The 17,853-nt window shown below is 64.1% G+C and carries 17 protein-coding genes and 2 pseudogenes; 12 read left to right on the forward strand and 7 right to left on the reverse strand.

Features of this window, described 5'->3' with window-relative positions; translation table 11 throughout:
* Positions 1–2 precede the first annotated feature (2 nt).
* The 3 genes from flgG to ONR75_RS12345 all read right to left on the reverse strand — a co-directional run bounded on the left by flgG (position 3) and on the right by ONR75_RS12345 (position 2,013).
* Positions 3–791 (reverse strand): flagellar basal-body rod protein FlgG, encoded by a 789-nt coding sequence (gene flgG / locus ONR75_RS12335; protein WP_265082844.1) that lies wholly within the window; start codon positions 789–791, stop codon positions 3–5.
* Positions 792–803: 12 nt separating this feature from the next.
* The gene (flgF, locus tag ONR75_RS12340) at positions 804–1,568 is read right to left on the reverse strand and encodes a flagellar basal-body rod protein FlgF (RefSeq protein ID WP_265082845.1); all 765 of its coding nucleotides are present in this window, start codon (positions 1,566–1,568) and stop codon (positions 804–806) included.
* Between the two features lie 241 nt (positions 1,569–1,809).
* On the reverse strand, positions 1,810–2,013 hold the full coding sequence (locus tag ONR75_RS12345; protein ID WP_265083938.1) for a hypothetical protein: 204 nt from the start codon (positions 2,011–2,013) through the stop codon (positions 1,810–1,812).
* Between ONR75_RS12345 and fliL the strand changes: the two genes are divergently transcribed.
* From fliL to ONR75_RS12370, 5 genes are all read left to right on the forward strand, one after another.
* A complete protein-coding gene (gene fliL / locus ONR75_RS12350) occupies positions 1,934–2,419 on the forward strand; it encodes a flagellar basal body-associated protein FliL (protein ID WP_265082846.1) in 486 nt (161 codons plus the stop codon). The two genes, ONR75_RS12345 and fliL, sit on opposite strands and share 80 nt — an antisense overlap.
* Positions 2,420–2,437: 18 nt before the next feature.
* The gene (gene fliM / locus ONR75_RS12355) at positions 2,438–3,640 is read left to right on the forward strand and encodes a flagellar motor switch protein FliM (RefSeq protein ID WP_265082847.1); all 1,203 of its coding nucleotides are present in this window, start codon (positions 2,438–2,440) and stop codon (positions 3,638–3,640) included.
* On the forward strand, positions 3,637–4,086 hold the full coding sequence (locus ONR75_RS12360; RefSeq protein ID WP_265082848.1) for a DUF6468 domain-containing protein: 450 nt from the start codon (positions 3,637–3,639) through the stop codon (positions 4,084–4,086). Before fliM ends, ONR75_RS12360 begins: the two co-directional genes overlap by 4 nt.
* Entirely contained in the window at positions 4,083–4,874 is a 792-nt protein-coding gene (locus tag ONR75_RS12365) for a MotE family protein (protein WP_265082849.1), read from the forward strand. Before ONR75_RS12360 ends, ONR75_RS12365 begins: the two co-directional genes overlap by 4 nt.
* A 91-nt stretch (positions 4,875–4,965) precedes the next feature.
* On the forward strand, positions 4,966–8,700 hold the full coding sequence (locus ONR75_RS12370; protein WP_265082850.1) for a tetratricopeptide repeat protein: 3,735 nt from the start codon (positions 4,966–4,968) through the stop codon (positions 8,698–8,700).
* A 41-nt stretch (positions 8,701–8,741) separates the two neighbouring features.
* Here ONR75_RS12370 and ONR75_RS12375 read toward each other — a convergent pair.
* Positions 8,742–9,674 (reverse strand): annotated as a pseudogene (locus ONR75_RS12375) (ABC transporter permease); the annotation flags it as partial.
* 115 nt (positions 9,675–9,789) lie between these two features.
* Entirely contained in the window at positions 9,790–10,530 is a 741-nt protein-coding gene (locus tag ONR75_RS12380) for an ATP-binding cassette domain-containing protein (protein WP_265082852.1), read from the reverse strand.
* 503 nt (positions 10,531–11,033) lie between these two features.
* Between ONR75_RS12380 and ONR75_RS12385 the strand changes: the two genes are divergently transcribed.
* Positions 11,034–12,017 (forward strand): sugar-binding protein, encoded by a 984-nt coding sequence (locus ONR75_RS12385; protein WP_413776513.1) that lies wholly within the window; start codon positions 11,034–11,036, stop codon positions 12,015–12,017.
* Positions 12,018–12,086: 69 nt separating this feature from the next.
* Here the strand turns inward: ONR75_RS12385 and fliP are convergent, their stop codons facing one another.
* Together fliP and ONR75_RS12395 are read right to left on the reverse strand one after the other, a co-directional pair.
* Positions 12,087–12,842 carry a flagellar type III secretion system pore protein FliP gene (fliP, locus tag ONR75_RS12390; RefSeq protein ID WP_265082853.1) on the reverse strand — a complete coding sequence of 252 codons (756 nt, stop codon included), beginning with the start codon at positions 12,840–12,842 and terminating at the stop codon, positions 12,087–12,089.
* A pseudogene (locus tag ONR75_RS12395) lies at positions 12,839–13,850 on the reverse strand (flagellar biosynthetic protein FliO). Before ONR75_RS12395 ends, fliP begins: the two are co-directional and overlap by 4 nt.
* Before the next feature lie 381 nt (positions 13,851–14,231).
* Between ONR75_RS12395 and flgB the strand changes: the two are divergent.
* From flgB to flhB, 6 genes are all read left to right on the forward strand, one after another.
* A complete protein-coding gene (flgB, locus tag ONR75_RS12400) occupies positions 14,232–14,639 on the forward strand; it encodes a flagellar basal body rod protein FlgB (RefSeq protein WP_265082854.1) in 408 nt (135 codons plus the stop codon).
* A 40-nt stretch (positions 14,640–14,679) separates the two neighbouring features.
* Positions 14,680–15,105 carry a flagellar basal body rod protein FlgC gene (gene flgC, locus ONR75_RS12405; RefSeq protein ID WP_265082855.1) on the forward strand — a complete coding sequence of 142 codons (426 nt, stop codon included), beginning with the start codon at positions 14,680–14,682 and terminating at the stop codon, positions 15,103–15,105.
* A gap of 16 nt (positions 15,106–15,121) precedes the next feature.
* Complete coding sequence (gene fliE, locus ONR75_RS12410; RefSeq protein ID WP_265082856.1) at positions 15,122–15,445, forward strand: flagellar hook-basal body complex protein FliE; 324 nt, start codon at positions 15,122–15,124, stop codon at positions 15,443–15,445.
* A gap of 125 nt (positions 15,446–15,570) precedes the next feature.
* The gene (gene fliQ / locus ONR75_RS12415) at positions 15,571–15,834 is read left to right on the forward strand and encodes a flagellar biosynthesis protein FliQ (protein ID WP_265082857.1); all 264 of its coding nucleotides are present in this window, start codon (positions 15,571–15,573) and stop codon (positions 15,832–15,834) included.
* A gap of 19 nt (positions 15,835–15,853) precedes the next feature.
* Complete coding sequence (fliR, locus tag ONR75_RS12420) at positions 15,854–16,624, forward strand: flagellar biosynthetic protein FliR (protein ID WP_265082858.1); 771 nt, start codon at positions 15,854–15,856, stop codon at positions 16,622–16,624.
* A 26-nt stretch (positions 16,625–16,650) separates the two neighbouring features.
* The gene (flhB, locus tag ONR75_RS12425) at positions 16,651–17,727 is read left to right on the forward strand and encodes a flagellar biosynthesis protein FlhB (protein ID WP_265082859.1); all 1,077 of its coding nucleotides are present in this window, start codon (positions 16,651–16,653) and stop codon (positions 17,725–17,727) included.
* Positions 17,728–17,853 lie beyond the last annotated feature (126 nt).

The following is a 17,853-nucleotide window of genomic DNA, read 5'->3' on the forward strand; positions in this document are numbered from 1 at the left end:
CCTTAGCGGAACATGGCGGAGGTGGACTGCAGCATCTGATCGGCTGCACTGACGACCTTGGCATTCATCTCGTAGGCGCGCTGCGCGGCGATCAGATCGGAAATTTCCGTGACCACTTCGACGTTGGCCTGTTCGAGGTTGCTCTGCTGCATGTCGCCGAGGCCGTTGGCGCCGGCGATGCCATCCTGCGGCGTGCCGGAGGCCGGGGTTTCGGTGAACAGGTTGTCGCCGTTGGGCTGCAGGCCGGCCTTGTTGATGAACTGGGTCAGGCCGATCTGTCCGAGGACGGTGCTCGTGGTGCTGCCCGCCAGCGTTACCGAAACCGAGCCGGCCGCGTTGATGGTGAGGCCGGACGCGTTGGCGGGGACCGTAATGGTCGGCTGCACCGGATTGCCGTTCGATGTCACGATGCGGCCCTGGGCGTCGAGCTGGAACGATCCGTCGCGCGTGTAGGAGAAGGTGCCGTCCGGCATCTGGATCTTGAAGAAGCCCTCGCCGCGGATACCGACGTCGAGCTCGTTGCCGGTGGCCGACAGCGTGCCCTGGCTCATCAGCCGCGGCGTGCCGATGGTCTTGACGCCGCCGCCGATGTCGACGCCGACCGGCAGAATGGTGCCCTGGTCCGACGCCGTCGCGCCGACCCGGCGCACGTGGTCATAGATCAGATCCTGGAACGCCGCCCGCTGCTTCTTGAAGCCGGTGGTGCGCATGTTGGCGATGTTGTTGGAGATGACCTGGACGTTGAGTTCCTGGGCCGCCATTCCGCTTGCTGCAGTGTAAAGAGCGCGCATGGGTCTGTTTCCTTAGGCCGGAACGTCGGCGAGCTTTTCGATCGCTGATTTGCGCATGTCGGTCTGCTGCTGCAGCATCGCCGAGATCTGGGTGTAGGCCCGGGTGACCTCGATCATCCGGCTCATTTCGAGCACCGAATTGACGTTCGATTTCTCGATGTAACCCTGATTGACCCTGGCGGTGATGGAGGGCTGCGGCGTGGCGCCTTCGCCTGCCGAGTAAAGGTTGGAGCCTTCCTTCAGCAGACGCTGGGCCTGGGCGAAGCTCACGAGGCGCAATTTGCCGCGAATCGAGTCCGTCTTGTTGGAGCCTTCGATGACGCTGACATTGCCGTCCTTGGCGATGTTGATGTCCTTGTCGCCGGGCTGGAACACGATCGGACCCGACGTGCCGAGCACCGGATAGCCGGAGGCGGTGACCAGCTGGCCCTGGGTGTTGATCTGCAGCCCGCCATCACGCGTGTAGCGCTCGCCGGCGGGCGTCTGCACCGCCAAAAATGCGTTGCCGTCGATGGCGAGGTCGAGCGGGTTCTTGGTCTGCTCGGTGGGGCCTGCCGACAGGTCGCGCACCGTGGCGCGGTCCTGAACGAAGCTGACATTGCGGTCGCGGCCGACGAAGTTGTCTTCATGGGCGCCCGACGCCAGGAATTCCTGGAACATCGACCGGTCGGCCTTGTAGCCGTTGGTATTGATGTTCGCGACGTTGTTGGCCACGACGTCGAGCTGTCGCTCCAGCGTCATCTGCCGCGAAAGTCCGATGAGACTGACGTTCTCCATCGGTGGTCTCCCCTGTTCCCGCGGTTCGCCCTCCCAGGCTGGCCGTGGATCCCGCGAACCGCACAAGCTCTCCCAAGCCGCGGTCCGCAGTAACAGTAGCGAAACCCGTGCCAACCAGAAAAAGTAAGCAATTTCATTTGTTTGGCATTTTTTGACGCGCCGAAACGGGCGGCAGAAAGGTCTTGTTGACCATGTTGATCCGGCAAAATTTTCCTAGCTGCCGGGCAAAAGAAAGGTTCCGTTAACCATTGCGACCTAGCGTCACAATCAACAGGGCCTTGGGCGCTGGCAGCATTTGTTTTGTATCGCGTCTTACAGCCTGCTTGGCAGCATCGAGCTCTTCCCAGACCACGGGCGGGCAGGCGATGGCAGATAAAGATTCCGAAGACGGCGTACCGGCGGGCGACGCGGCGGCGCCGAAGAGCAAGATGAAGCTCATCATCATCGCTGTTGCCGTGCTGCTGATCGCCGGTGGCGGCGGCACGTGGTTCATGTTCTTCCGTCATACCGAGGAAGCGCACGTCGAGGCCGCCGCGCCGAAGCTGCCGAGCTTCGTCGATGTACCCGAAATCCTGGTCAACCTGTCCGGCCAGCCGGGCGAACGCGTGCAGTACCTCAAGGTCAAGGTCGTCCTCGAAATCAAGGAAGAGAAGCAGGTCGAGGCGGTCAAGCCGGCGATGCCGCGCATCACCGACATCTTCCAGACCTATATGCGCGAACTGCGGGCCGGCGATCTGAGCGGATCGGTCGGCCTGTTCCGTCTCAAGGAAGAGCTGACCAAGCGCGTCAATGCGACGATCGCGCCGCTGCAGGTCAACGCTGTGCTGTTCAAGGAAATCGTCATTCAGTGACGGGACGGATCTAGGGTCATGGCGACGCAAGAACAGATGGACCAGGATGCCATCGCCGCCGAATGGGAAGCGTCTCTGGATTCAGAGGACCCCGTCGAGGCGGCGAAGGCGGCTGCCGAAAACGAACTTACCGGGACTATGGCCGAGCAGTGGGCCGCCATGGTCGAGGATGGCGGTCGCGATCTCGGCGGCGGCAAGAACGGCGGCGAGCGCGTGCTGTCGCAGGAGGAGATCGACAATCTCCTCGGCTTCAGCGTCGGTGAGGTCAATCTCGACGAGAATTCCGGCATCCGCGCCATCATCGACTCGGCGATGGTGTCCTACGAGCGTCTGCCGATGCTCGAAATCGCCTTCGACCGGCTGGTCCGGCTGATGACGACGAGCCTGCGCAACTTCACTTCGGACAACGTCGAAGTCTCGCTCGACCGCATCACCTCGGTGCGGTTCGGCGATTATATGAATTCGATTCCGCTGCCCGCGGTGCTGTGCGTTTTCAAGGCCGAGGAATGGGAAAACTTCGGCCTCGCCACCTGCGATTCCGCGCTGATCTATTCGATGATCGACGTGCTGCTCGGCGGCCGCCGCGGTCAGCCGTCGCTGCGCATTGAAGGCCGTCCCTACACCACCATCGAGACCAACCTGGTGAAGCGCCTGATCGAGGTCGTGCTGGCCGACGCCGAACAGGCGTTCCGGCCGCTGTCGCCGGTGACCTTCACCATCGACCGGCTGGAGACCAATCCGCGCTTCGCCGCGATCAGCCGGCCTGCCAACGCCGCGATCCTGGTGCGCCTGCATATCGATATGGAAGACCGCGGCGGCAATATCGAGCTGCTGCTGCCTTACGCCACCATCGAGCCGATCCGCGGCGTGCTCATGCAGATGTTCATGGGCGAAAAGCTCGGCCGCGATCCGATCTGGGAGGGGCATCTCGCTACCGAGATCTCCCAGGCCCAGATCGCCGTCGACGCCGTGCTCTATGAGGCCGAGATTCCGCTCAAGCAGCTGATGACGCTGAAAGTCGGCGACACCCTGCCGCTCGACATGCGCGCCGACGCGCTGGTGCAGGTGCGCTGTGGCAACGTCACGCTGACCGAGGGCCGCATGGGCCGGGTCGGCGACCGCGTTGCGATCCGCGTGACCAAGCAGCTACGCAAGCCGAATACATCCTTCGCGATGTTCGAGAAGGCCGATGAGCAAACCAAGATGATGGAGGCACAATGAGTCATTCCCTGGGAATCGTGATCGAAAGCTTGGTCGCAGCCTTGCTCATTCTGACAATCGGCTACTGCATGCTGCTCAACAGCCGCCTCAAGCGGCTGAAGGCCGACGAGCAGTCGCTGAAAGCCACCATCGGCGAATTGATCACCGTGACCGAGATCGCCGAGCGCGCCATCGGCGGCCTCAAGCTCACCGTGCGCGACGTCAACGAAAACCTCGGCAGCCAGATCGCCTCGGCCACCGCGTTGGCGGACCATCTGAAGAAGCAGCTGGCCGAGGGCGACAATGTGCTGCGGCGGCTGTCGCGGATCGCCATCGCGGCGCGCCCGCTGGCTGACGCAGACGTGGACACCGGCGCCGCCGCTCCGAAGATGTCGCCGGCCAAGGCCAACGCCGCCGCCGCGCAGGCATTCGCGGATCGCCGGAGGGCGGACGGCCTCGCCGCATGAACGCTTTCCGGGACATCCGCGTCATCCCCGTGGTCCTCGTTGCTATCTTCGGCCTCGCGATCCTCAAGATCGCGGGTCTGGTGATCGATGGCGGCTACGTGTTCGACTACAAGCCGGGTGCCACGGGAAATTCATGGGCGCAGGAGACTTTCAATTTCCCCGGCGGGAAGCCGCAGGAGAACAACGACATCACCGGCTCGACCGGTGCCAAGAAGGAAGAACCCACCGCGGCCAAGGACGCGCATGGCAAGCCGGTGGTGGCCGCGCCGGAAGTGGCGAAACCTGCCGAAGCCGCGCCACCGGTTGAGCAGCCCATGCCGATCTCGGCCTCGGAGCGGGCGATCCTGGAGCGGCTGCAGTCGCGCCGGCAGGAACTGGAAGCCCGTGCTCGCGAAATCGATATCCGTGAAAGCCTGCTGAAGGCCGCCGAGAAACGCATCGAATCGCGCGTCGATGAATTGAAGGGCGTCGAGGCCGGCATCAAGACCGCCACCGAGCAGAAGGGTGAGGCCGACGTCGCCCGCTTCAAGGGCATCATCACCATGTATGAAGGCATGAAGCCCAAGGACGCCGCCAAGATTTTCGACCGGCTGGAAATGCCCGTTCTGTTCGAGATCGCGTCGCAGATCGCGCCGCGGAAAATGTCTGACATTCTGGGATTGATGCAGCCGGAGGCCGCAGAGCGCCTGACCGTCGAACTGGCGCGACGCGCCAGCGGCGACAAGTCGGCTTCCGCTGCGGAACTGCCCAAGATCGAGGGCAAGCCGATGTCGCCCAGCCGCAATTAGGGGAATTCGTTAACAAATCCTTCAACCGCGGATTCTAGATTCAGACACGGCGGTTGGCCGCCGGTCTGACGATGCTGAAAGTAAATCCTGGATGGCGCGCAAGACGGCCGCTGCAAGTTGGATGCTCGCCTGCGCGTTGACGCGGGCCGTCCTGCGTTGCGCGGGTGGCGCGTCCTATCTGTCTGCGGCCGTGTTGTCGGTCGCCGTGCTGTCGGCCCAGCCGAGCCAGGCGCAGGCCGTGCGCGGCGAGGCGTCGCTGAATGTGTCAGGTGGCTATGCGCGGCTGGTGCTCAAGCTGGCGGAGGATGTCGAATCCGAAGTCAGCCAGGCCGGCACCATTCTGGTGATCCGCTTCAAGAAGCCGGTCGATATCCCCGTCGAAAGCCTGTCGGATTCCGCGCCCGATTATGTCGGTTCGGCGCGGCGGGATCCCGATGGATCGGCCATCCGTCTCGCGCTGTCGCGCAAGGTGACCGTCAACTCGATGGTTGCCGGCGAGCGGATCTTCATCGATCTGTTGCCGGAGAAGTGGGCGGGCGCGCCTCCCGGATTGCCGGCGGATGTGGTCCGCGAACTGTCCGACCGTGCGCGAAATGCCGAGCGCGCCCTGCGCATGCAGCGCGCGGACGTCAAGAAGCCGCCGATGATCCGGGTGCGTGCATCGGTGCAGCCGACCTTCGTGCGCTTCGTGTTCGATCTGCCCGACGGCGTCAACGTGTCGTCGACGCTGGATGAGAAGCGTCTGGCGCTGACATTCAATGTCCCGCTCACCTTCGATCTGGCCGATGCCAAGTTGTCGGCGCCGCCCAATGTCTCATCTATCGGGCAGGCCGCTGACGGCAGCCGGGCTGCGGTCGAGATCGGACTGATCGGCGACGTCGACGTACATTCGTTCCGCGAGGACAAGAGCTACGTGGTCGACATCGGCTATCAGCAGGCCGACAAGCCCGCAGCCGCGGCCGCAGCCAAGTTGCCGGCCGCGCCTGTCGGAGCGAAGCCGGCCGACAACCCGCCGGCGCGCTCCAGCGAGATTACGCCGCCGACATCGGAGTCGATCGCCCGGGAGTCCAAGCCCGACAAGATGGCCGAGGTGGCAGCGAAGCCGCCAGCCGCGGTCAAGGTGGAGGCAGCCAAGGCCGAACCGGTGAAGGCGGAGCCCGCCAAGCCCGAAGTCGCCAAACCTGAAGCAGCCAAGTCCGAAGCAATCAAGCCTGAAGCGGTCAAGTCCGAGCCAGCTCGGCCGGAAAGCGTAATGGCCGAGCCTGCCAAGCCCGCAGCACCGGCTGTGGTTGCCGAGTCCGTGAAGGAAGAGCCCGCACCGAAGCCGGCCGTTCCGGCGCCCGTCGCAATGGCGGTGCCGGAGGCTAAGCAGGCTGCTGCCGAAACCGCCATGCCGGTCGAGATCAAGCGTAGCAGCGACGGGCTGCGGATGAACTTCGCATTTCCGGGGCCGACCCCGCTGGCGCTGTTTCGCCGTGGCGACATCATGTGGCTGGTGGTCGACGCCACCCGACCGATCGACGTCGCCGCCATTCGCCGGGACGGTTCGTCGATCATCGCCGATGTCAGCCGGATCGCGCTGGACAAGGGGCAGGCGATCCGCATCCGCCTCAACCGGCCGCAACTCGCTTCGCTTACTGCGGAAGATCCGGCGGGCGCGGGCAAGAACTGGTCGGTCATGCTCGCCGATACAAGGCAGACGCCTTCACAGCCGCTTGTTGCGATCCGCAATATCGCCGATCCCGCCCATGCCAATGTTGCCGTGCCACTGTCGCAGCCCGGTCTCAAGCACCGTCTGGTCGATCCGGACGCCGGCGACACGCTGACAGTGATCACGGCGCTGCCGCCGCCGCGCGGTTTCATCAAGCGTCAGGACTTCGTGGAGTTCTCGCTGCTGGAAACCATCCACGGGGTCGTGGTGCAGCTCAATTCCGACGAGGTCGTGGTCGATGCCGCAAGCGACAAGGTGACCTTGAGCCGGACTGGCGGGCTCACGTTGTCACCGGCGGACGCTGCGCCTCAGCGTGCTTCGCAGGCGGCGCGACCGATCTTTGACGTCGGACAGTGGCGCAAGGATCAGGAGGGCAAATTCAACGACCGTCTCGATGCCCTGATGAATCTCGCGTCGCAGGCCGACGCCGAAAGCCGTACCGGGGCGCGCATCAACCTCGCCCGCTTCTATTTGGCGCGCGGCATGTATCCCGAGGCCAAGGGCGCTGCCGACCTGGCGTTGGTGGACACCAAGCCCGGCCAGGAAAATCCGGTCGCGCTCGTCGTCCGGGCCGTGGCCAGCGCCTTGATGGGGCGGCCGGCACAGACCCTGAAGGATATCGCCAATCCGGTGCTCGGTCCCGGCTACGATGGCGAAATCTGGAAAGCACTGGCTTTTTCGTCCCAGGGAAAATGGGTGGCCGCGCGGGAGAAGTTCAAGAATGCCGAGTTGGCGCTCTCCTCGCTGCCGGTCGAGTTGCAGCGCATCGCGATTGCCAACGCCTTGCGGGCGGCGCTCGAGGTCAAGGACTACGCCGGCGCCGCGGCGCGCGGCAGCGAATTGGAACTGGTCGGAATTCCACCGGAGATGAAACCGACCAGCCTGGTGCTGAGCGCAAGGCTGGACGAGGCGCTCGGCCGCGACAAGGATGCGCTGTCGAAATATCAGCAAGCCATCGCGTCACCCGACCGGGCTGCATGGGCGGAAGCCAAGCTGCGCGAACTAGCCCTGCGCCAGAAGCGCAATGAAATCACGCGAGAGGACGCCCTGCGCGACCTGGAAACGCTGGCAGTGATGTGGCGGGGCGACGGCATCGAGGTGCAGACGCTGCAACGCATGTCGAAACTGTATGCCGAACTCGGCCGCTACGGCGAATCGCTGGCAGCAGCACGCAGCGCGACCGAGCGCGAGTCGAACTCCGAGGCCGCGCGGCAGGTGCAGGACGATGCCTCGGCATTGTTCTCCGACATCTTCCTGAGCTCGAAAGGCGACGAGTTGCGGCCGGTTGATGCGCTGGCGATGTTCTACGACAATCGCGAACTGACGCCGGTCGGTCGACGTGGCGACGAGATGATCCGACGGCTGGCGGATCGCCTGGTCGCAGTCGACCTGCTCGACCAGGCCGCGGAACTGCTGCAGTACCAGGTGGACCAGCGCCTCGAGGGAGCCGCGCGCGCGCAGGTCGCGGCCCGGCTGGCGATGGTCTATCTGATGGCGCGCAAGCCGGAACGCGCCATCGCCGCCCTGCGCACCACCCGGATCGCCGATCTTGCCGGCGAACTGCGTCAGCAGCGGCTGCTGCTGGAGGCGCGCGCGCAGAGCGATGTCGGCCGCCGCGACCTTGCGCTCGACATCATCACGAACATCCCCGGCCGTGAGGCGATCCGGCTGCGCTCCGACATCTATTGGTCGGCGCGGCGCTGGCGCGAGGCGTCAGAGCAGATCGAATTGTACTACGGCGATCGCTGGCGCGATTTCACACCGCTGAGTTCGCAGGAAAAGAACGATGTGATCCGCGCCGTGGTCGGCTACGCGTTGGCCGAGGATGCGCTGGGCCTGGCCCGGTTCCGCGACAAATATGCGCCGCTGATGACCGGCGGCGCCGACAAGATCGCCTTTGACACGGCGAGCAAGCCGACGTCCTCCAACAGCTCCGAGTTCGCCGCGATCGCCAAGATGGCGGCCAGCGTCGACACCCTCGATGGCTTCCTGCGCGAAATGAAGGTCCGTTTCCCGGACAACAGCGCCAAGGCGACCGTGCCCGGCGCTGACCCCACGCCGACCGGTGCACTGCCGGCGATCGTCAACGTTCGCAAGATCGAGATGACACGCTGATCCACCCACTGCGCGGTGGCTGGTTCGCCGAGCGCGCCTGCTTACTTCGGCAGCCGCAAATTCTTGATACGGTCGAAGGTGGCGGCGACGATGATGAAGGCGCCGACGAAGCTGCCTTGCCAGAAGGCGCTCACGCCCAGCAGCCCGAGACTGTTGCGGATCACCTCGATGAGGGCCGAGCCGATCAGCGCGCCGAATGCGGTGCCGACGCCGCCTGCGAGGTTGGCGCCGCCGATGACCGCCGCGGCGATCACCTGCAGTTCCATGCCGGTGCCGAGATTGGTGGTGACGGCGCCGAGCCACCCGGTTTCGATCACGCCCGCAATGCCGGCGGAGAGCGCGGATATCATGTACACGGCGACCTTGGTGCGGCGCACCGGTACACCGGTGACGATCGCCGCGTGCTCGTTGCCGCCGATGGCGAAGACGTAGCGGCCGAAGCGCGTAAAGCGCAGCACGAAGCCGGTGAGCAGCGCCAGCGCGAGCATGTAGAGCACCGGATTGGCGATGCCGAACAGCAGGGCGCCACCGCCGAGGAACAACAGCTTGTCGTGGTCGGGGCCGAACTGGAAAACCACGGTGTTGTTGGAGGCGACCATGGCCAGGCTGCGCGCGATCGACAGCGCGCCGAGCGTCACCACGAATGGCGGAATTCCGAGATAGGCGATCAGCACGCCGTTGATGGCACCGACCAGCAGCGCTGTGCCGAGCGAGGCCGCGATCCCGACCTCGATACTGTAGCCGGCATGCATGACCACCGCGAGGATCATGCTGGACAAGCAAAGCACCGAGCCGACCGACAGGTCGATGCCGCCGGTGATGATCACGATGGTCATGCCGAGGGCGATGATGGCGACGAAGGTGAAGTTACGGGTCACGTTGAAGATATTGTTCCCCGTGGCAAAGGAGTTGGTGGCGAAGGACAGGAAAATACAGGCCAGGCACACGGCGACAAAAACCCAGAACGCCTGGCGCGACACCATCCAGGACAGCATGGACGGTCGTTCGCGGCTGATCCCGTCATCGAACTGAATGTCCATTCCAACACCCTTGCTGTGCATGCCTTACGTTCGTGAACTTGAATTCGTTCTATGCGTGCGTAATCGCGCCCGTGATCAGTCCTGTTACCTCTTCCGGCGAACTGCTGCCGACGGCCTTGTCGGCAACCTTTCGCCCGCGCCGCAAGACCACCACGCGGTCGGCCACGTCGAACACGTCGGGCATGCGATGGCTGATCAGGACAATGGCAATGCCGCGGTCGCGCAGCAGGCGAATGAGATTGAGCACTTCGGCGACCTGCCGCACCGAGATGGCTGCGGTCGGCTCGTCCATCAACACGATCTTGGCGTCTGCAATCCGGGTTCGGGCAATCGCGACTGCCTGCCTTTGACCGCCCGACATTTGACGCACAAGATCGTGCGGCCGGGTCTCCGATCGCAATTCGGCGAAGATCTGGCCGGCGCGGCGATACATGCCGGCGTAATCAAGGATCTTGAACGGGCCAAAGCCTTTGCGTAGTTCCCGCCCGAGAAAGACATTGGCCGCGGCACTGAGGTTGTCGCATAGCGCAAGGTCCTGGTGAACGATTTCGATGCCGTGCCGGCGTGCGTCGACCGGCTTGTGCATGGCAAGTTCCTGTTCCTCCATGCGCAAGGTTCCGTGCGTCGGAGGAAAGTTGCCGGCCATGATCTTCACCAGCGTGGACTTTCCTGCGCCATTGTCGCCCATCAGCCCGACGACCTCGCCGGGCTCGATCGTCAGCGATACGTCGCTGAGCGCATGGATCGCGCCGAAGTGCTTCGAGATATTGGCGAGTTCGAGGAGAGGCATTCGAATGTGCCTTTGCCGGCGGAATGTCGACCGTGCTGGTTTGCATGCGGGCAACGCAGGACATGGGATCTCCATTCAATGACAGCGCTGGTGGCTAGTCAATCGCGGGCCTTCGTTCTTGTTAGTATACAAATCAATGAGCGCGCGCGTGCACTGCACTACGATGCACTGCGGTCGTTGCGCGGGCGTGCTACAATTCCGTTGACTTGCGACCGCCGCGAACTATCCTTCGCTGGCTACATTCAAGTCGGTCTATCGTTACGGTCGGGTCACTTCGAGCAGGTTCGGATGCTTGGGATTGCGCGGCTCCTCCGTTGGATGTCGCGTTTCCTTTGCATCTCTTATTGTTCGATCGCGCGCCGTTGCAGTCCCGGACATCAGGTCAGGCGCCGTGCCGCGGGGCCTTTCTGCGATGTCCGTCGGCGGACGCGGCTGCATCCATCCGGTCGACGTAATTTTCAAACGGACGAATGAACGTCCGCGGCAAGGGAGGACTGCATGAAATTGTTGTGGGCGTTGGCCGTTGGGGCGCTGACTCTGTCGGCGCAATCCGCGATGGCGCAAAAAAGCAGTTGGTCATCGTGGTGAAGGGGCTCGACAATCCGTTCTTCGAAGCGATCAATCAGGGCTGCCAGAAGTGGAACAAGGAGAATGCCAGTTCCCCTTATAATTGTTTCTACACCGGGCCGGCTTCGACCTCGGACGAGGCGGGAGAGGCGCAGATCGTGCAGGACATGCTGGGCAAGCCTGACACGGTGGCGATCGCGATATCGCCATCCAACGCGCCGTTGATCGCCAATGCCATCAAGGCCGCCAAGCCCAAGATTCCGGTGATGACGCTGGATGCCGATCTCAAGAAGGAAGATGTCGGTTTACGCAAGACCTATCTCGGAACCGACAACTACATGATGGGATTCCGTCTTGGCGAGTATCTCAAGAAGGCCAAGCCGAAAGGCGGCACCGTCTGCCTGATCGAGGGCAACGCGGCGGCAGACAACATCCTGCGGCGCGCGAGCGGGTCCCGTGATGCCCTTTCGGGACAGAAGGGGCTGGACCGGCTCAAGGGAGAGGGCGGCTGGACGGAGGTCGCCGGCTGCCCGGTCTTCACCAATGACGACGGTCCGCGCGGCGTCCAGGCCATGTCGGACATCCTGACGGCGAATCCGAAGCTCGATGCCTTTGTGATCGAGGGCGGCTGGCCCTTGTTCGGTGCGCCGCAGCCGTACCGGCAGCTCACCGATCAGTACAAGGCGCGTATCGCCAGCAAGGATCTGGTGATCGTCGCCGCCGATACGATCGGCGACGAGGTGGCCATGGCCAAGGAAGGGCGGGTCGAGGCTCTGGTGGGGCAGCGGCCGTTCGAGATGGGCTACAAGGCGCCGTCGGTGATGATTGACTTGATCGAGGGCAAGAAGGTGGACGACCCGGTCTTCACCGGCCTCGACGAGTGCACCAGGGAGACCGCGGACACCTGCATCCAGAAATAGTCTGGACCGCCGTAGTGCGATCAGCGGCTCTCGCGCCTCGCGCGGGAGCCGTCTGCCGTCTGCGACGACCTAGCCGCTGTAGCTCTGCACCAGGCTGCCGGCGACCAGCGACCAGCCGTCTACCAGCACGAAGAAGATCAGCTTGAACGGCAGCGACACCACCGCCGGCGGCAGCATCATCATGCCCATCGACATCAGCACCGAGGCGACCACGAGGTCGATGATCAGGAACGGCAGGAACAGCAGGAATCCGATCTCGAAGGCGCGCTTCAGTTCGGAGATCATGAAGGCCGGCACCAGGATCCGCAGCGACATGTCGTCGGGCGTCGCCGGGATCGGTTCGCCGGACAGATCCATGAACAGCTTGAGGTCCTTTTCGCGCACGTTCTTCTGCATGAAGCCGCGCAGCGGCACGGCGGCGCGCACCAGCGCCTGCTCGACGGTGATCTCGTTGGCGACCAGCGGCTTGATGCCGTCGTCATAGGCCTTCTGCAGCACTGGCCCCATCACGAAGGCGGTGAGGAACATCGCCAGCGCGATGATCACGGAGTTCGGTGGCGCGGTCGCCGTGCCCATGGCGGTGCGCAGCAGCGACAGCACCACCACGATGCGCGTGAACGACGTCATCATGATCAGGATGGACGGCGCGATCGACAGTACCGTCAGCAGCGCGATCATCTGGATCGCGCGTTCGGTGACGCCGCCACCGCCCGCGCCGCCGAGATTGATGCTGATATCCTGCGCCGATGCCGGACCGATCAGCAATCCGGCGGCAGTCAAAGTGAGGAGGAATAATACTCTACGCGGGATGGATGCCGATCTCACGAAAGGTTCTTTGGCCGTCCCAGCAGGGACGCCATCTCGTCTTCAAGGTTTTCAAAGCCGGTCTTGACCGAAGGTGCCGCGACCGGAGGTGCCAGCGACGGCTCATTGCGCGTCGGGGGCGTGACCTGGACGTCGCTGGAGCGCGGGGCGGGGCGGTTCATCGGTGGCTCGGGCGCGACCGGCGGCGCGCCGACCCGCGGTTCGGCAGGCTCGGTGCGGGCTTCGCCAGCGGGCCGCCGCAAGGCGGCCTCGAGGCGCTGCGCCATGTCGGCCAAATTCTGGTCGGCGCTCGAAACGGGGGCAGCCACAGCCGGCGCCGGGGGGCGGGCGGTGGCACCGGTGCAGTCGCGCGCTCCGGTGCCCGCAGCGGAGCAGTCCGCACCGGGGCTCGGCGGCGCGCGTCGGACGCGGCATCATCGGCTCGCTACGCGGCATCGGAGATTCGCTGCGTGGCACGGGCCGCGGCGGCAACGGCTCGCTGCGTGGCTCGATCCGCGGCTCCGGGCGTACCAGCGGTTCCGGGGTGAATCCGGCCAGCGGTTCCGGGCGCCGTTCCGGCAGCGCCGGCGTCGGGCGGCGCGGTTCGTCGATAAAGGAGGGCCGCGCCGGTCGCGGCGGCAGTTCCGGCAGACTCGGCTCGGCATGATCGTGGCCGGCGTCGCTGTCCGCCCAGTTGGCCGCCTCCGATGCCGGCGGCAGCCGCGTCTGTTCGCCGGTGCGCGACTGCTGGTCGCGCCCGGGCATGGCGCGCACGATATTGGGTTCCACCACGATGTCGGTGGGGCCGCCGATCATCAGCAGATGTTCGACATTGTCGCGACGCACCAGAACCAGCCGGCGACGGCCATCCACGGCGGCAGCGTCGATCACGGCAAGGCGCGGCATCCGCCCGCGGCTTGCATTCGCTCCCAGGCGGTTGCCAGCAAAGCGGCGGACCAGCCAGGCGGCGAGCCCGATCAGCGCCAGCACGACCACGAAGGCGAAGAAAAATGTCAGCGGTGTCTGCATGTCTAGTCCCCAGCAAATAGTGCCGTTGCCCCGCAGCAATCCGGCGCATGCTGACCGGACGGTTCCGGCAACGCCAAACGCAGCGTGAATCACGCCCTATCTGTTAACACCAAGCGGCAAAAACTGCCGTTTGACCAACAATAAACTATGAATCGCCCCAGCCAAAACGACTTCTGGCGCCCGGTCGTTCGGCTCGGGCCATGGTTAACGCACCAATTCGGGCGAAAAAGCGTTGGTCGGTCCGCCGAGCCGATGTTTTGCAGCTCCCTATGCCGTTTCGGGACACATCCGCGGCTCAAATTAACCGAACGTTAACCATGAGGACGGCAAATTCTGCCTACCTCAGGGGCCGGCGCCCGGAGATCACAGGGAGAGCAGCCGATGGCCATCAGCGATCTACCCGAGTTGGCGGCGTTGCGCACCAAGATGCAGTGGCATCAGGAGCGCCAGCGCGTGCTCGCGGAGAACATCTCCAATTCGGATACGCCGAATTTCAAGCCGCGCGACCTCGTGGAACCCAAATTCGATAACGCCGGCAACAATGTAGGCGGCGGCATGGGCGCTCTCCCGATGATGCGTGCCGACGGCACCAACATCATCCCGGCCGGGGCCAGCAGCAGCTTCGGGGCGGGGCGCCCCCGCGGTTACGAGACCCGGCCCTCCAGCAATGCCGTCAATATCGAGGACGAAATGCTCAAGGTGTCCGCCAACCAGATGGACTACGCGGCGGCGACCTCGCTCTACACCCGCAGCCTCGGCCTGCTGAAAACCGCCATCGGCAAACGCTGATGGTCAAGGACCGTAGCAAGGATCCCAGGAAGCTCACGCCATGACCGACAACAGCAGCGACTTCGCCAGATCGATGGGCATCGCGACGTCCGGCCTGCGCGCCCAGGCCGGACGCATGCGGGTCATCTCGGAGAACATCGCCAACGCAGAATCGACCTCGGCGACGGCGGGCGGCGATCCGTATCGTCGCAAGGTGCCGACCTTCGTCTCCGAATTGGACCGCACGCTGGATGCCAAGGTGGTGTCGATGGGCCGCGTCCGGCCCGACAACTCGGCCTTCCGCATGAAGTACGAGCCCAGCAATCCATCCGCCGACGCCGCCGGCAACGTCAAATATCCCAACGTCAATCCGTTGATTGAAATGACCGACATGCGGGAAGCGCAGCGGTCCTACGAGGCGAACCTCAACATCATCAGCGCGACCCGCCGGATGATCCAGCGCACGCTCGATATTCTCAAGGCCTGAACAGGAAACCTGAGCCATGGTATCACCGACAGTCGCAAGCAACGCCTATGCAAGCCTCGCCCGCATCATGGACTCCGCCGGCAGCGCCGGCATGGGAGTCGGCAAGACCGCTGACAGCGGCGGTCAATCGTTCGGCGCGATGCTCAAGGATGCCATCGGCAGCGTTATGGACGCCGGCCGCAAGTCCGACCATCAGGCCATGGCGATGGCCTCGGGCAAGGCCAATGTCATGGATGTGGTGACCGCGGTGGCCGAGACCGACGTCGCGGTATCGACCCTGGTGTCGGTGCGCGATCGGGTCATCCAGTCCTACGAAGACATCATGAAGATGTCGATCTAGCTCTGCCTCATCCTGAGGAGCGGCCGCTTGGCCGCGTCTCGAAGGATGGGCGACACATCTCATGGTTCGAGACGCGCGAAGACGCGCTCCCACCGTGACGACCGAGTGATGCAAGGAATATCCCAATGACTGGCGCTGAAACCCTCGACCTCGCGCGCGACGCTGTCTGGACCATCGTGATCGTCTCGTCGCCGCTGATGGTGGTCGGCCTGGTGGTCGGCGTCGTGGTGTCGCTGGTGCAGGCGTTGACCCAGATCCAGGAGCAGACGCTGGTGTTCGTGCCAAAGATCCTGGCCATCTTTGCCACCCTGATCCTGGCGCTTCCGTTCATGTCGGATGCGCTGCAAAGCTATATGATGCGCATATCGTCCCGAATCATCGGTGGCTGATGCACCTGTTCGAGCCCCCATGCGAATCGACGTCTCGCTTCTGCCCGCGCTCGCCGCCGCTTTCATGCTGGTGTTCGCTCGCGTCGGCGCGATGGTGATGCTGATGCCGGGGCTTGGCGAGGCCAATATCCCGGTGCGCGCCAAGCTGTCGATCGCGCTGGCGCTGACCCTTGTCATCCTGCCGCTGCACCAAGCTGATTTTCGCGTCGACATGGGGTCCATGGTGCCGCTGCTGGTTCTGATGCTGCAGGAAATCATCATCGGTATCGTGCTGGGTGCCACGGCGCGGGTGACGCTGTCGGCGCTGCAGGTCGCGGGCATGGTCATCGCCCAGCAGCTCGGCCTCGGCTTCGTCAGCTCGATCGATCCGACCCAGGGTCAGCAGGGCGTGCTGGTGGGCAATTTCCTGACCCTGCTTGGCATCAGCATGCTTTTCGCCACCGACAGCCACCATCTGGTGATCGCCGCGCTGAATGACAGCTACAAGATCTTCTCGCCGGGTGAGGTGATGCCGTCAGGCGACGTCGCCGCCCTCGCCACCCGGGCCTTCTCCGCGGCCTTCAAGATCGGCATTCAGCTGTCGGCGCCGTTCCTCGTGTTTGGCCTGGTGTTCAACATGGGGCTCGGCGTGCTGGCAAAGCTGATGCCGCAGATGCAGGTCTATTTCGTCGGCGTACCGCTCTCGATCATGGTCGGTCTGATGATCTTCGCGGCGGTGCTGTCGACGATCATGGGCACCTATCTCGACTACTTTGTCGGTGTCCTGCACCAGATGATGCCGCTCACCTGAACGTCACGTCCCTGAAAGCATGAACGATGTCTGACGACAGCGACTCAGAGAAAACACAGGACCCTACGCAAAAGCGGCTCGACGACGCTCACCAGCGCGGCGATGTCGCCAAAAGCCAAGAGGTCAATACCTGGTTCCTGATGGGCGGCGCCACGCTGGTGCTGTCGTCGTTCGGCGGCTCGATCGGCACCGGCCTGGAAATGCCGATGCGCAACCTGATCGCCAATTCCTGGATGATCAGGACCGACGGGCCGGGCCTGCTGCAACTGGCGCAGAGCCTGTGCCTGGCGGTGTTTGTGGCCCTCGCCATGCCGTTCCTGTTCCTGATCGTGTCGGCGCTGGCCGGCAACCTGATCCAGCATCGCTTCGTGTGGTCGGCCGAGTCCCTGACGCCGAAATTCAGCAAGCTGTCGCCGATGGCCGGGTTCAAACGCATCTTCGGCAAGCAGGCGGGGGCCACCTTCCTCAAAGGACTGTTCAAGCTGATCGCGCTCGGCGCGGTGATGTGCGCGGTGCTGTGGCCGGAGCGTCATCGCATGGACGCCATGATCCGGCTCGACCCCGCGGTGATCATGGGCGTGACCATAACGCTGGCGCTGCAGCTGATGGGGGCCGTGGTTGTGATGCTGACGGCGATCGCCATCGCCGACTTCTTCTTCCAGTACCGCACCTGGTACGAAAAGCAGAAGATGTCGCTGCAGGAGGTCAAGGACGAACACAAGCAGTCGGAAGGCGATCCCCACATCAAGGGCAAGATCCGCCAGCTTCGCCATCAGCGGATGAAGAAGCGCATGATGGCCGCGGTGCCCAAGGCATCGGTGATCATCACCAACCCGACCCACTACGCCGTGGCCCTGTCCTACGAACGCGGCATGACCGCGCCGATCTGCGTGGCCAAGGGCGTCGATGCCGTGGCGCTCAAGATCAGGGAGATCGCCGGCGTCCACGACATCCCGATCGTCGAGAACGTGCCGCTGGCGCGGGCGCTCTACGCAGTGGTGAAAATCGACGAGGAAATCCCCGTGGAGCACTACCATGCCGTCGCCGAAATCATCGGCTATGTCATGGGTCTGAAGCGCGGCCTGTCCGGGCGCCGGACGTGACGGGACGATATTGGCCGGATTCGTGCCCGTCTGGGCCGCAAATGAGGGGATTGGCGGCAAATGACCCCATGTGGCGCTTGCGCTTGCCGGTCCGATTGAGGCACTCAGGAGAGCGCGCGCTGGCGT

The organism is Rhodopseudomonas sp. P2A-2r, assembly GCF_026015985.1.
Lineage (GTDB): Bacteria > Pseudomonadota > Alphaproteobacteria > Rhizobiales > Xanthobacteraceae > Tardiphaga.